At 60.2% G+C, this 13,755-nt stretch carries 14 protein-coding genes; 11 read left to right on the forward strand and 3 right to left on the reverse strand.

Features of this window, described 5'->3' with window-relative positions; translation table 11 throughout:
- Window positions 1-281: 281 nt before the first annotated feature.
- From D4Q51_RS07180 to D4Q51_RS07230, 11 genes are all read left to right on the forward strand, one after another.
- A complete protein-coding gene (locus D4Q51_RS07180) occupies window positions 282-1,310 on the forward strand; it encodes a phosphatase PAP2 family protein (RefSeq protein ID WP_162925200.1) in 1,029 nt (342 codons plus the stop codon).
- A 186-nt stretch (window positions 1,311-1,496) separates the two neighbouring features.
- Entirely contained in the window at window positions 1,497-2,318 is an 822-nt protein-coding gene (locus D4Q51_RS07185; RefSeq protein WP_162925202.1) for a sulfotransferase, read from the forward strand.
- A complete protein-coding gene (locus D4Q51_RS07190) occupies window positions 2,318-2,572 on the forward strand; it encodes a hypothetical protein (RefSeq protein WP_120077085.1) in 255 nt (84 codons plus the stop codon). Before D4Q51_RS07185 ends, D4Q51_RS07190 begins: the two co-directional genes overlap by 1 nt.
- Window positions 2,569-4,017 carry an amino acid adenylation domain-containing protein gene (locus D4Q51_RS07195; RefSeq protein WP_120077086.1) on the forward strand — a complete coding sequence of 483 codons (1,449 nt, stop codon included), beginning with the start codon at window positions 2,569-2,571 and terminating at the stop codon, window positions 4,015-4,017. The genes D4Q51_RS07190 and D4Q51_RS07195 overlap by 4 nt, the downstream gene beginning before the upstream one ends.
- A 5-nt stretch (window positions 4,018-4,022) precedes the next feature.
- Entirely contained in the window at window positions 4,023-5,054 is a 1,032-nt protein-coding gene (locus D4Q51_RS07200; RefSeq protein ID WP_162925204.1) for a hypothetical protein, read from the forward strand.
- Window positions 5,051-6,100, forward strand: a complete 1,050-nt coding sequence (locus D4Q51_RS07205; protein ID WP_120077088.1) for an MBOAT family O-acyltransferase — start codon at window positions 5,051-5,053, stop codon at window positions 6,098-6,100. Before D4Q51_RS07200 ends, D4Q51_RS07205 begins: the two co-directional genes overlap by 4 nt.
- A 412-nt stretch (window positions 6,101-6,512) precedes the next feature.
- A complete protein-coding gene (locus D4Q51_RS07210; RefSeq protein ID WP_162925206.1) occupies window positions 6,513-7,862 on the forward strand; it encodes a pilus assembly protein TadG-related protein in 1,350 nt (449 codons plus the stop codon).
- Window positions 7,847-8,419 (forward strand): hypothetical protein, encoded by a 573-nt coding sequence (locus D4Q51_RS07215; RefSeq protein WP_162925208.1) that lies wholly within the window; start codon window positions 7,847-7,849, stop codon window positions 8,417-8,419. The genes D4Q51_RS07210 and D4Q51_RS07215 overlap by 16 nt, the downstream gene beginning before the upstream one ends.
- A 19-nt stretch (window positions 8,420-8,438) precedes the next feature.
- Entirely contained in the window at window positions 8,439-8,831 is a 393-nt protein-coding gene (locus D4Q51_RS07220) for a TadE/TadG family type IV pilus assembly protein (RefSeq protein ID WP_162925210.1), read from the forward strand.
- Window positions 8,832-8,974: 143 nt separating this feature from the next.
- Window positions 8,975-9,448: a (2Fe-2S)-binding protein gene (locus D4Q51_RS07225; protein ID WP_120077092.1), complete on the forward strand. Its 474-nt coding sequence runs from the start codon at window positions 8,975-8,977 to the stop codon at window positions 9,446-9,448.
- Window positions 9,441-11,642: a xanthine dehydrogenase family protein molybdopterin-binding subunit gene (locus D4Q51_RS07230; RefSeq protein ID WP_120077093.1), complete on the forward strand. Its 2,202-nt coding sequence runs from the start codon at window positions 9,441-9,443 to the stop codon at window positions 11,640-11,642. Before D4Q51_RS07225 ends, D4Q51_RS07230 begins: the two co-directional genes overlap by 8 nt.
- Before the next feature lie 3 nt (window positions 11,643-11,645).
- Here D4Q51_RS07230 and D4Q51_RS07235 read toward each other — a convergent pair whose 3' ends face one another.
- The 3 genes from D4Q51_RS07235 to modA are packed head-to-tail and all read right to left on the reverse strand — an operon-like array spanning window position 11,646 to window position 13,721.
- Window positions 11,646-12,284 (reverse strand): ATP-binding cassette domain-containing protein, encoded by a 639-nt coding sequence (locus tag D4Q51_RS07235; protein ID WP_120077094.1) that lies wholly within the window; start codon window positions 12,282-12,284, stop codon window positions 11,646-11,648.
- The gene (gene modB, locus D4Q51_RS07240; RefSeq protein WP_120077095.1) at window positions 12,274-12,963 is read right to left on the reverse strand and encodes a molybdate ABC transporter permease subunit; all 690 of its coding nucleotides are present in this window, start codon (window positions 12,961-12,963) and stop codon (window positions 12,274-12,276) included. The genes D4Q51_RS07235 and modB overlap by 11 nt, the downstream gene beginning before the upstream one ends.
- Window positions 12,960-13,721: a molybdate ABC transporter substrate-binding protein gene (modA, locus tag D4Q51_RS07245; RefSeq protein WP_120077096.1), complete on the reverse strand. Its 762-nt coding sequence runs from the start codon at window positions 13,719-13,721 to the stop codon at window positions 12,960-12,962. The genes modB and modA overlap by 4 nt, the downstream gene beginning before the upstream one ends.
- Between the last annotated feature and the right edge of the window lie 34 nt (window positions 13,722-13,755).

Consider the following 13,755-nt stretch of genomic DNA (forward strand, 5'->3'; position numbering starts at 1 on the left):
CATTCGCGCCGAACTGGTCAAGCTCAAGCTTCTCGCAATCTGAAGTATACCGGCAAGCAGCCCCTCTCCGCCCCTCGCTCCACGAACAGCGTCAGGGAACAGGATTGATAGGCCGGCACGTCTCCATGCGAACCGTGCACGTTCGCTGACTGCGATATTTTTCCCTGCAAACCGGCAGATCCCACGTTTGATTAAATCTCGGAAACAGGCATAGAACTGCAATGTCGCAGCACGGGGGGTAGCTGATGATAAGAAGCGGTTGGCATGTCCTGGCCTTGGCCATGGCGATGATCTTCGCCTCGTTCGTCGCGCTGAAGAGTGTTGGCGTTGATCTGGCACCGGGCAGTTACGTCCTCAACCTCCAGATCGTCGCGCTTTCCGTAGCCATGATACTAGGCCCGCATTGCCTTTTGGTCCTCTGGCGAGAGCGCCCCCCAAGCCCGATCCGATACTGCGCGCAGGTCATCAAGGAGAACAAGGCTACCGCCTTGCGCGCCTTGCCGCTGCTGCTGGCCGTCGCTCTCTTCATGCCGACCTTTTCCGCCATGAAGTCTGCGATACCCCTGTTCAACGAGTTCGCCTGGGACAGTGAATTCATCGCATGGGATGCCGCCATCCACGGCACGGACCCCTGGCGCTTGCTGCAACCTGTTCTGGGCTTTCCGGTCGCAACCGCCCTGCTCGCCTTGGCCTACCACGTGTGGGTGCTGCTGATTTATCCGGGAAGCGTGTACTTCGCGGTTTACGTCCGGGACGACCGCCTCGTCCTACGCTATTTCACGGCGTTCTTCCTGATCTGGTTCCTGCTCGGCATAGCCCTTGCGACCTGGCTAGCATCGGTTGGCCCAGTGTTCCTAGAACCGATCCTGGGCGACCCCCGCTTCCTGGAACAAACCGGATACCTCGTCCGCGCCAACGAAGTCGTGCCGATCATGGTATTGCCGGTGCAGGAACAATTGCTGGCGGGATACGAGGCGGGCCTGCACGGCCTTGGTCGCGGCATCACGGCCATGCCTTCGATGCATGTGGCGCTTGCCTTCCTGTTCTGGATCGCTGCGCGGCAGATCAACCAGACGTTCGGCCGTGTGATGCTCGGCTTCATGCTGATCGTCCTGATCGGCTCTGTGCACCTGGCCTATCATTATGCCGTCGATGGCTACGTGTCGGTCGTGCTGACGCTGATTGTGTGGAAAGCGAGTGCGCTGCTGACGGCAGACAGGCAGCCTATGAAATTTCCTCGCCGCCATGCACGTGGTGGTTTTGGCAATGATAGCGACGAATACGAGGAGCCGGGCAAGCTGACAGAATGAATCGATCCCTTGCGAGGATTCACTGAGGCCGTCATCAGCGCGCGCATTCTGTTTTCAGAGAGACTGAATTATCCAGACTTCGAGCCAAATATGACGCGGTTACAATATTTTCACGTCCCCTCTCATAACAAGCTGTTGTTACTGCGGCCGCGTATCTGATCTGCGAGTAAATATCTGGAGGGCAGAGTGCATTTTCACGCGATTGCAAGCACGGGGCGCACGGCGACGACTTTTCTTGCCCGCGCGCTTCACGAACTGACCGGGGTTGTCGCTTGTCACGAAGGCTACGTTGCCGCGGATAAAGAGGCCGCGCCCTTGCTTCCGCTGATCAACCTCGAAAACCGACTGGCGTATTACAGCCAGGCCAGGGCAAGGGATATCGTGGCCGACAAGCGCGGTGACACGGTGATGTCTCCGATCGCTCGCAAAACCGGCGCAACCGCGCTGATAGATGTTGCATATTACAACTCCGTACTGGCCGACGCACTTCTCGATGCGCACCCGCAGACCCGGATCGTCGCGATTATTCGCGAACTTGAACCGTTCGTCCGCAGCGCCACGGCGATAGAGGGAGAGGATATGTTACCGGTAGGTTGGCCCGATCCTGCAAAGCCTTTGACCCCTCGCGAACGCTTTATCGAAATGGGTAGAATGAAGCCCAGGATCGGAAGCAGCTCCGCGGTTCGCTGGGAAAGTTGGTCGGCCATCATGAGAAATATTTGGTTGTGGCAGGAAACTAACGCGTTACTGCTTGCCGCACGGGATAAACACGGGGGGCGTGTGCTGTTACTTCCTTTCGAAAAGCTCGTTCGCGATGCCGAAGGCTTCATGGTCGATATCGTCGATCATCTGAAAATTCCTGAAACAGGGATTCCAGCAGCGATTGCTTCAGCGCAAGAACACCGAAATCGGAAAGCGACGGGTTATCAAATCGGGCCGATGAGCGAGTGGTCCAAGTCCGAGCAAGTGTTTGCCAAAGAAGCGCAAGAGAAAATTGGAAATCTGTGATGGAAAAAGTTGAATTAGATCAACTGGCTTCCCTCGTGGAGGAAACCCTGCTCCAGGTCCATAACGTTGAATCTCTTTCCACTTCGGTAGGCGCCGATTCTAAGCTCGGCCAGCCCGAAGAGTGGGATTCACTTTCTTTTGTTGCAATATTTGTTGCCGTAGCCGCCGCCTACAACGTTGAATTGGCCGATGACGATGCTTTTCACTTTACGTCCATCACGGCCATGCACGCCTTCCTTAACGACATACTGTGACCGGCTCGAAACTCTGGCACACGATCGAAATGCGGTTGGCCGATGAGGGCGACCGGCCTGCATTCGCACCGGAGAAAGCGGACGCCATAGGATACGCTCGCCTGCGCGAAATTACTGCTGCGATTGCGGCGTCGGTCGCGGGTGACGGACCGGTAGCCATCTTCGCAAACCGTTCGCTCGAAGCCTACGTGGCGGTGCTTGCCTGTTTCCGCTTCGGACGGACATTTGTTCCCCTCAATCCGTCGTTCCCGCCAGAGCGTCTTAAGGTCATTCTCGAACAGTCTGGTGCGCGTGAATGCCTTTTTGAAGCCAAGCACGAAAAATTGGTGGCCAGCCTTGGATGCCCCGCACGTCTGATCGACCTGTCGATCGATAGTAAAAACGCGATACCGCCTCCGGTAGACGAAGAAGATCTTGCCTATCATCTGTTCACCTCGGGCAGTACCGGTGCACCGAAAGGCGTTCCGGTGTCGCATGGATCGCTCTCTCACTATGTCGAGAATATCATCGAAACTGTCGGCATCGCAAAACATCAGCGAGCCACGCAATTCTTCGATCTGAGCTTCGATCTGGCGATCCACGATATTTTCGTGACACTGGCCACCGGGGGAACCCTGGTTCCGGCAAGTGACATGGCGCAAATGATGCCGCACCGGTTCGTGGCGGCGAATGACATCGATTTATGGTTCTCTGTGCCGCTTCTGGCGGTGACTGCCTCGCGGGGACAGGCCGCAATGCCCGCAGAAAGACGTTTGAAGCAGGCTCTTTTCTGCGGCGAAGCTCTGCCGGGCGCATATGCAAAGGCGATGCGGGAGTTGTTGGTCCCGAACGGTGAATTGTGGAACCTCTACGGACCGACAGAGGCGACTATCGCTTTCACCGCGCATCGGCTTGAAGAAAAGGATTTCGACAGCAACGTCGTGCCACTGGGCCGACCATTCGGCAGTAATCGCATCGCGATTCTGGCTGGAGACACGACTGTTGCTGCGGAGGATGGCGCGGAAGGCGAACTGCTGTTGGGTGGACCGCAGGTTTTCGATGGCTACCTTCCAGCGATCGAGAAGGATCCCTTCGTGACGGATGCAGCGGGTGAACGCCTATACCGCACCGGCGATCTCGTTCGCTGCATAGATGGAGAGCTGCGTTTTCTCGGTCGGCTCGACAACCAGGTCAAGATAAGGGGCCACCGGGTAGAACTTTCGGAAATAGAGACGGCCTGCTTGCGAGTTGCCGGTGTCGAGGCAGCAGTTGCGGTGCTGGTGGGCGATGGCGCAAATCAACGCATCCTCATCGCGTATCAAGGTGATCCCAAAGCGGATTTTGACGAATTGCGCACGCAGCTTCCGTCTTACATGCTGCCAAAGGAAGCACGCCGCTTTCCAGTGTTGCCGACAAATTCGAACGGCAAGATCGACAGGCGTGCAGTAGGGCAACTCCTGCAGTGAGGTTCATGGTCCCACCATTGTTTGCAGCAAGTCTGCTGGCAGGACTTGTTCTTCTTGGACTCAAGGCAGAAACCTATCCCCTGAGTTCAGTCTATCATTGTGGCTATGAAGTCGCCCGCCAGGACAAGCCTGCTGCCAATATACTCTTCATCGGTAACAGCTTCACAGGTTCAGCCATCGACACCCTCTACATGGAGGAACTCCTTGGCGACGATCATCCGGTAACCGTAGAAAAACTAGCCACACTCAGAGGCAACGTCGTCGATCTTAGGATGCTTATGCGCACCTACATAGAGAACCGCGGCGCTCCGGACCTCGTGATGTTCCAGCCGATCGCTGTTCGATTTGCGAGCCAATCCCCCGCCGGGCGCCCCGTGCATTCAAACGCGAATCTGGCATTCAACGATCTGGAAGACCTGTTTTCGATCCGAGCCAATGTTAACGCCGATGAAAACGATGATTCCATGCCTCCCTGGACGCAGAAGGGTTATCGAACCTCGCTAGCTCTCGTCGTGGATCAACAGGCGAGCCGCGCGAGTGCAGGCCTCAGTTTCCTGCGCATGGCAGGTATGAGACAAATCTGTCGTAGCGAGCAGAAAGAACGCCTTTCAGGCGGGTGGCCCTGGGGCGACCTGCCACTTGCCGCCGGTGATGAAGACGCCTTACACGTCGCTCCCGAACACCGCGAAGGCTGGGACGAGACCTTGAGCACGCGCCAACCGCTCGCCTGGTCAAGCCACGAGCGCAGTTTCGAACGCGAACAATTGTTGCAGACTTTCGCTGAGATAGAGGCGGCGGGCGGCAAGGTGATGCTGATCGACTTTCCAAGCTTCGGTTATGACGATGCTGAAGCGGAAGATATAGCCGATACTGCGGATGCTTTCCGAAGGCCGATCCTAAACGTACGAAGCACAATGTCTCCGGATGAGATCGCTGCGCTCGCGATGCACTATCGCGACCCGCTCCACTTTGATTTCGCGGGCGCGGAGATCATCACCCGGCGAGTAGCGACGGAATTGAAGCGACACGTGCGGTGATCAATCCAGTTACCCACCTGATCTTCATTGTCATTGCGTGGCTTGTCTTTGCGATAGCAGGACAGCGGTTTGCCACGCTAATCCTGTCGCTTTTCGGACTCGCCTTCACTGCCGCTTACGCGCCGGTTGCACTGGCGTGGATCGCATTGACCTCGATCGAGGCCTGCCTCCTGGTACACTGGCTAGAAAACAAGGACCGGGGTAGTAACACGCGGCAATATCTGCCTTATATCCTTTTAGCGAACCTGCTTTTCGTCGACCTGCACCCCCAGGTACTTCTCGTTTCGGTAGAAACCCTGGCGATATCCTTCTCGACCATCCGTATTTTCATGACAGCGAAGCAACTGCTGGCAATGCGCTCTGGCTACAACGTCTCCGAACTCAAATGGATATTTGCCGCCGCTTTCTTTCTTCCCGCTTTAATCGTCGGACCGGTTTTCTCGGGAATGGACCTTCGCAAACAGGTCAAAGCGGGTGCGAAGCCGGACGTTTCCGCGCAGACAGTGCGCTTTCTCATAGCGGGTCTGGTTTGCGTACTTCTTGTGAACCCATATCTCGCCCTCTTGGCCAGGGTGGCGACATCACCGCGCAACGAAATGAACCTGGGCTGGGAAGGCTCTCCTCTGCTCTTCGCCATGCTTTTTGCGGGCTTCTACGGACAAAGCCTGGTTGCCGAATACACCTCACGCCTGTTCGGACTGACTTTACCCTACAATTTCGACCGACCGTGGAGAGCTGGCAACATACGAGAATTCTGGCAGCGGTGGCATCGCTCGATGGCGAATTTCGTCATGCAATACATCTTTCTGCCATTGCAGATGCGCGGTGCGAACGCACAGATCGCCACTATCGCAGCGTTTGTATTCATGGGGCTTTGGCACAACCTGTCGGCGGGTTATCTCATCTGGGGCGTGGCTCATGGTTGCCTTCTCGCCTTTTGGCCAAAGACCGTGAAGAGTCCGTTCGCGAGGCTGATGGAGCGAGTCCTGACCTGGGTCGCCGTCATTGGCCTGTCATATCTCGCTAACTACAGCTTTCTCGCATGAAGATTTCGCGTGAAATCCTACTGATCTGCCTCTGGCTGGTGATCGCCGTTGTTCTTCTGACGCAGGTATCACCGGGTGACGTCGAGTTACCTTACGCGGAATACTAATGCATTGAATCATTTCAGCTAAAATTCCGCAACGCTCCGGCGAGACCTGATTGAACCGCGCCAATCAAGTGATGCAACCCATGCAGCATTGGGACACATCCGGCAATTAACTTGCAGCTCTCGGAGCGAGTCGCTCTACCATTTCGTCTTGGAAGCAACTTCGCCGGACGCAATGATTTGCCGTTCACATCGAGTTGCGATATAGTTAACGTTGTTTTGCGCGCAGCATTCATCATGCTCTTACTTGCGTTACAGGGAATTATGATGGGCATATGCGCGTCCAGGGGCAAGACGGGGATGTTATTGTGCACAAGCTTGTCAGGAATTTCGCCAGGGACTCACATGCCGCGGTAAGTCCGCTCACCGCGCTGCTGCTGATCCCTCTCCTTGGCACAGTCGGCCTCGTGGTCGACGTGGGTTACTGGTACTACAAGCAGCGCGACATGCAGAATGCCGCGGACTCGGCGGCTATCGCGGCCGCACAGACTCCCGATGAAGATGTCGGTTTCGACGGGACGAACGACGACTTCATCAAGGCCGCTCGCGGCACGGCCCTGCGTTACGGCTACCAGCATGACGAGGGTTCGGTATCGGTCGACGCAACGCGCGTGCCATGTCCGGCGGACCCGACCCGGACCTGCACCCGCGTCAGCATCGGTTACGACTCACCCCTGTTCTTCTCTCCGATCGTCGGCTTCTTCGGCGATGGCGCCGATGGGAACTCACAAGGCATCGCCGCCGTGGCGATTGCCGGTGACGGCGTCGCCGATGGCGGGCTCGAATTCTGCCTATTGTCCCTAGACACGACATCCGGCGTGAACGGGATCAGTGGCGACGGCGTGCCGAAAGCCGATCTCAACGGCTGCGATATTTTTTCGAATAACGACATGAACTGTAACGGCCATAACATGGGGGCAGGCACTGGCGTCGCGGTCGGATCGAATTCGAGCTGCGGCGAGGAATGGGTGTCGGGAGCCGAGCCTTTCGAGGATCCGTACACCCATTACGCCAGCAACATTCCGGCGAATCCGTGCAGCAGCTATCCTGTTTCGAACAACAAGATGGACAACCTGCCGGCGTCGAACAAGCTTCCGGGTGCGATTGTCGGTGGCGGTGTGGTGCAGATGTGCGGCGACGTCCTGCTGACCGGCGAGACGACGTTGGCGAACACCACGCTGGTGATTTACAATGGTCGACTGATTTCCAATGGCAACAACTTCACGGCGAACAATTCGACCGTTGTCTTTGCTGGCGATAACAACGCCAGCTATCATCATTATCTGACCGACAAGGTCGGCAATTCCAACGTGCCCGATAGCGCATTCACGATTTCTTCGCCGACTTCCGGCAACTGGTCCGGCGTCGCGGTCTACACCGATCCGTCGCTGACCGTGAATGTGGATATGGAGCAGTCCGGTGAGTCGCCGGCGTTCAACCTTTCAGGGCTTCTCTACACGCCGAATTCGGATTCCCTGATCAGCGGCATCATCAACAAGGCAGGCACCGGCTACAACTGCTTCGTCTGGGTGAGCAATACGATCGAGCTGAACGGCACGGCGCAGATCTTTGCCAATCCGGCAAGCCAGTGTGATCAGCAGGGCCTTGATGTCCCCAGCATTGGTGGTGAAGGTGGTCGTCCATGGCTGGTCTTCTGAACCGGGTTGCCAGGCGAGCGCGGGTCTTCCGCCGGGATCGATCGGGTTCGGTCGGTGCGGAAATGGCTTTCGTCGCCGGTTTCCTCGCGATCCTAATCGCCCAGATCCTCGATTTCGGGTGGATGGCCTATTGCTCGGTGCAGGTGCGCACGGCCGCCCAGGCCGCTGCTGCGGAAGCCGCATCATTGTGCCAGCAGGAAACGGACCTTCCAGCCACGATAAATTGCGAGACGACGCAGAGCATCGACCTTCAGGAAAAGATGGAACAGGCAGCCAACCGCGTCTCTATCGGTGACGCGTCAATTCCCAGGATCGTCGTCTCCGAACCGAGCGAGGGTTACTTCTGCCAGGACAGCAACGAAACGCTGGTCGAGGTTGGAACGCTGGCAAGCCCGCCGGCTGCCGATGCCTGCGCAACCTATGGAACGGCCGAAGAACCGGGTATTTATGTCTACGCCACCGCCTCCTATACGTTCAATCCGCTGTTCCCGGGCCTGTCCGTGGCATCGGTCCTCGGCAACCCGCTCACGGCCGAGGGCTGGATGAGGCTCGATTGATGAACCGGGGGGCAGGACTTTGAGCTTTTGCAGGAGCTTTTTCCGCAACGAGGACGGTGCAAGTGCAGCCGAGTTCGCGCTCGTCCTGCCGCTTTTCATCCTGCTCATTTTCAGCGTTTTTGCTGCTGGCATAATGATGAACAGCGCGATGGCGCTGCAACGCGCGACAGAGGTTTCCGCAAGGTGTCTCTCGGCCCAGCGCACGGACTGTTCCGTCGCCAACATCGCCACTTTTGCGGAAAACCAGTACGAGGGCCCCTTTCTCGATAACCTGACTTTCGTCGCCAACGATGGCGATGCCGACTGCGATGGATACAGGGTCACTGCCTCGGGCACGCTGAACTGGTTTGCCGGAACGGGCATTCTTTCCGCGCCGATGAACACCAGCGCATGTTATCCGGGGCCTTATTGAGCCTGATTCCCGATCGTCCTTGGGCGGTGACAGAAGTATCGACCATCGTCGCTGTTGGCAGGGCGCGCGCCCTCATGTAGACATTGTCAATCTGCGCAGCCCCCTGCGCGCCCCTTGGACGAAACAGCATCGGAGCCCTGCCCATGGCCTACAGTGTCACCATCAACGGAGAAACGCGCGAGATCGACGCGCCGGGCGACATGCCCCTGCTGTGGGCCCTGCGCAACGAACTGGGCATGGTCGGCACCAAGTTCGGCTGCGGCATCGGCATGTGCGGTGCCTGCACCGTGCACGTGGACGGCCAGGCAACGCGGTCCTGCTCGCTACCCCTGTCTGCCGTGGGCGACAAGCAGGTCTCGACCATCGAATCGCTGGGCGAAACTCCCGTCGGCCAGGCGCTGCAGCAGGCCTGGCTGGACGAGGACGTGATGCAGTGCGGCTATTGCCAGGCGGGTCAGTTGATGAATGCCACGGCTCTGCTCAACAACAATCCCAACCCGAGTGACGGCGAGATCGAGGCGGCGATGCAGGGCAATATCTGCCGCTGTGCCTGCTACAAGCGGATCCATTCCGCCATCGCCAGGGTCGCGCGGAACGAGGAGTCAGCCAATGTCTGAGGCGATCCAGCTTTCGCGCCGCCTGTTCCTGAAATCATCGGCTGTTGCCGGTGGCGGCTTCGCCCTTGCGGCCACCTTCCCGATGGCAGCGCGCGCCAATGCCGCGGCCGGACCGAGCCAGCTTTCCGCTTTCATCACCATCAATGCGGACGACACCATCACCATCGTCGGCAAGAACCCGGAGATCGGCCAGGGCATCAAGACCATGCTGCCCATGCTGATCGCCGAAGAGCTTGATGCCGACTGGGACAGCGTGAGCGTCGAACAGGCCGACACCAACGCGGCGAAATACGGCCCGCAGCTGGCTGGCGGCTCCTTTGCCACGCCTATGAACTGGATCCCGATGCGCCAGGCGGGCGCCGCCGCCCGTGCGATGCTGCTGTCCGCCGCGGCGCAGCGCTGGGGCGTCAGCGTCTCGAGCCTTGCGACGGAGCCGGGCCGCGTGGTCGAGAAATCAGGTAGCCGCAGCGCCAGTTTCGGCGAACTGGCTGCCGATGCCGCGCTGATGGACGTACCCGATCCTGCCACGCTGAAGCTGAAGGACCAGGCGGACTTCCGCATCATCGGCCGTGCCATCGGCGGGGTGGACAGCCCCAAGGTTGTGCGCGGGGAGCCGATCTTCGGTGTCGATACCCAGCTTCCCGGCATGGTCTATGCCGCGTTCGAGCGTTCGCCGGTGTTCGGCGCCAGCCTCGTCTCCGCCGATCTCGATGCCGCCAAGGCCCAGCCCGGCGTGATCGATGCCTTTACGATCGATGCAGCGCCGCAGGTCGAACTGACGCAAGGCGTCGCCGTCATCGCCGACAACTGGTGGCTGGCCAACAAGGCCCGCGCTGCCCTGTCGCCGCAATGGGACAACGGCGAATGGGCCGAGCATTCCAGCGCGGGCTATGCGCAGGCGGCGCAGGAAGCCTGGGCCGCGGGCAGCAGTGACGAAGTCTTCGCCGAAAAAGGCGATGCCGACGCAGCCTTTGCCGAAGCGGACAAGGTGCTGGAAGCCGAATACAGCTATCCCTTCCTTGCCCACGCGGCGATGGAGCCGATGAACTGCACCGCGCTGATGCACGAGGACGGCACCATGGAAATGTGGGCCCCCTCGCAGACGCCGCAGGGCGGACAGGCTGCCGTGGCGGGATATCTGGGGCTGGAGCCTTCGCAGGTGACAGTCCACATCACCCGCATGGGTGGCGGCTTCGGTCGCCGCCTCAACAACGATTACATGGTGCAGGCTGCCGCCATTGCGAAGCAGATGCCGGGCACGCCGGTCAACCTGATCTGGAGCCGCGAGGACGATGTTCGCAGCGACTTCTATCGCCCGGCAGGCTGGCACAAGCTGCGCGCCGCGCTGAACGCGGAAGGCAAGATCACCGGCTGGGCCGATCACTTCGTGACGTTCGACCTGGGCGACGGGCAATTCAACCCGGCCGTAATGGATGCCGACGAATTCCCCGCGAAATACGTCGACAACCTGCATTTCGAGCAGACGAAAATGCAGACTGCTGTGCCGATGGGTGCGCTTCGTGCGCCGCGATCCAACGCCATTGCCTACGTGATGCAGAGCTTCCTCGACGAAGTGGCCCATGCCACCGGCAAGGACCTGCCCACCTTGATGCTGGAGCTGACGGACGGCGTCGAGGCAGAACCGCCGGCAGAAGGGTTCATGGGCCCGCAGCCCGGCTTCTCAGCACCGCGCCTGCAGGCCGTCACCCGCAAGGTGATGCAGATGGCCGACTGGGCCACGCCGTCTCCCGATGGCCGCGCCAGGGGCTTCGGCTTCTATTACAGCCACATGGGCTATTTCGCCGAAGTGGTGGAGGCCAGCCTCGACGATCGCAACAATCCTGTCGTTCACAACGTCTGGGCGGCAGGCGATGTGGGCAGGCAGATCATCAACCCGTTCGGTGCCCTGAACCAGGTGGAAGGTTCCATCATCGACGGGATCGGGCAGGCGATGCAGCTTGCGGTGGAGATCGAGGGTGGCGCTGTGAAACAGTCCAACTTCCACAACTATCCGCTGCCGCGCATGCCGATGACGCCGCAGATCCACGTCGAATGGGTGCTGTCCGACAATGATCCCACGGGTCTTGGCGAACCCGCCCTGCCCCCGGTGATTCCGGCCCTGACGAACGCGCTGTTTGCCCTCACCGGCAAGCGCGTGCGCTCCCTGCCGATCGACACGTCGCTGTTTGCGTAAGGGCTAGGCCGGGCCGGGGGCGGTCATCTCGACCACCCGGCCCGCCAGCCGCTCCACTTCGGCGCTGGAATGGCTGACCAGCAGCATCGGCAGGTCCAGTTCGTCGCGCAGCCTTTCTATCAGGCTCAGCAAGGTTTCCGCGCGGCTCTCGTCTAGCGAGGCCAGCGGCTCGTCCAGCAGCAGGAAACGCGGCGCCGAAAGCAACGCACGCCCGATGGCAACACGGCGAGCCTCCCCGCCCGATAACGTCGATGGCAGGCGATCGAGCAGGTGGCCGATCTCCAGCAGGTCGACGACTTCGTCCTGCGATATGATTTCCCCGCCTGCGGGAGCGAACCGCGCGCCATAGGCAAGGTTGGCCGAAACGCGCTTGTGCGGGAACAGGCGGGCATCCTGGAACACGTAACCCGCCCGCCGCTTTTCGGGCGGCAGGTTCACACCCGCGGCGCTATCGAACACCACCTCTCCGGCAACCGCGATCCGGCCTGCGCGCGGTCGCAGTAGTCCGGCGATGGCATTGAGCGTGCTCGTCTTGCCCACGCCGGACGGGCCGACCAGCGCGGTCAGTTTCGCATCGGAGGCAAATTCCAAGGCGAAGGCGTGGTCATCCACCGCCATATCTAGGCTGACGTCAAAGGACATGGGCACGGGTCCCCTGCGATCGCCTGACCAGCCACTCGGACACCAGCAGCGCGCCCAGCGAGAGCACGATGGCAATGATCGCTAGCCGCGCGACATCGCTTTCCGAACCTGGCACCTGCAGCCCCGTATAGATCGCCAGCGGCAAGGTGCGCGTCTCACCCGCGATGTTGGCGGCAAAGGTGATGGTCGCACCGAATTCGCCCAGGCTGCGGGCAAAGCCCAGCATGGCGCCCGCCGCAATTCCCGGCAGGCTGAGCGGCAGGGTAATGGTGAGGAAGGCGCGGAACGGCGATGCGCCCAGCGTACGGGCCGCGCCGACCAGTCGCCGGTCAACCGCCTCGATCGAAAGCCGCATGGCGCGCACCATCAGCGGCAGGGCCATCACGCCCGCCGCGACCGCAGCGCCTGTCCAGTTGAACACCAGCATCAATCCGAACGTCTCGAACAGCCAGCCACCGACGGCTCCGTTTCGGCCAAGAATGATCAGCAGCAACCAGCCCGTCACCACCGGCGGCAGGACCAGCGGCAAGTGGACCAGCGCGTCCAGCAGCATCCGCCCCGGAAAGCGGCGGCGGGCGATGACCCAGGCAAGCCCGTAGGCGGTCGGCAGGGTAACCAGCACGGCCACCAGGCTGACTTTCAGCGAAAGCGCGACGATGGTCCATTCCGCCTCGCTCACGGCAGGGAGAACCCTTCTTCGGCGATTGCGGCGCGGCCTTCCGGCGAAATCAGGTACTCAAGAAACTCGCGGGTATCGGGATGGCGCGAACCTGCTGCCACGGCCACATAATAGATGATGGCCGGATGGGTCCGCGAATCGATTGTCTCCACGACTTCGACGGAATCGCTCGCCGCAGCATCGCTTGAATAGACGATCCCTAGCGCAGCCTCTCCCCGCTCCACCAGCGCAAGCGAGGCGCGCACGTTCTCACCCGGAGCAAGCCGCGAGGAGAGCGCCTCCCACAGCCCCATCGACTGCAGTGCCACCCGCGCGAATTCACCTGCCGGCACGCTGTCCGGCTCGCCGATGGCAAGGCGTCCTGCGTCGGGATCTGCCGCGAAAGCTTCGAGGCTTCTGGGACCTGCGGCCCCTGCCGGCGCGACAACGACCAGCGAATTCGCCACTAGCGGAAGCGGAGCACCCGACAAGGCACCGCGCTCTGCCAACCAGTCGATCCAGCGATCATCGGATGTGATAACAAGGTCACCAGGTGCACCTTCACTCACCTGCCTCGCCACGGCGGAGCTCGAGGCAAAGGAAAGTACGGGCCTCTCGTACCCCTTCCCGGCCCATCGCTCCGCAGCTGCGCCAAGCCCCTCCTGCATACTGGACGCAGCCAGCACCACCGGTCCCGATTGCTCGGCAGGTGCGCAGCAGGCCAGCAGGAAAGCCGAGAAACTTGCCGCAATGCTCGAAAGGAGAGGAGTGCCCCGCATGGCCACCAGCCTTAGAGCGACAGGAATCTGCCGT

Source organism: Aurantiacibacter odishensis, from assembly GCF_003605195.1.
GTDB classification, from domain to species: domain Bacteria; phylum Pseudomonadota; class Alphaproteobacteria; order Sphingomonadales; family Sphingomonadaceae; genus Alteraurantiacibacter; species Alteraurantiacibacter odishensis.

Coding starts and splice junctions, on each gene's coding strand:
- D4Q51_RS07180 (WP_162925200.1), top strand. CDS start 282: ATGGCGATGATCTTCGCCTCGTTCGTCGCGCTGAAGAGTGTTGGCGTT.
- D4Q51_RS07190 (WP_120077085.1), top strand. CDS start 2,318: ATGGAAAAAGTTGAATTAGATCAACTGGCTTCCCTCGTGGAGGAAACC.
- D4Q51_RS07200 (WP_162925204.1), top strand. CDS start 4,023: ATGGTCCCACCATTGTTTGCAGCAAGTCTGCTGGCAGGACTTGTTCTT.
- D4Q51_RS07215 (WP_162925208.1), top strand. CDS start 7,847: ATGGCTGGTCTTCTGAACCGGGTTGCCAGGCGAGCGCGGGTCTTCCGC.
- D4Q51_RS07225 (WP_120077092.1), top strand. CDS start 8,975: ATGGCCTACAGTGTCACCATCAACGGAGAAACGCGCGAGATCGACGCG.
- D4Q51_RS07230 (WP_120077093.1), top strand. CDS start 9,441: ATGTCTGAGGCGATCCAGCTTTCGCGCCGCCTGTTCCTGAAATCATCG.
- D4Q51_RS07235 (WP_120077094.1), bottom strand. CDS start 12,284: ATGTCCTTTGACGTCAGCCTAGATATGGCGGTGGATGACCACGCCTTC.
- modA (WP_120077096.1), bottom strand. CDS start 13,721: ATGCGGGGCACTCCTCTCCTTTCGAGCATTGCGGCAAGTTTCTCGGCT.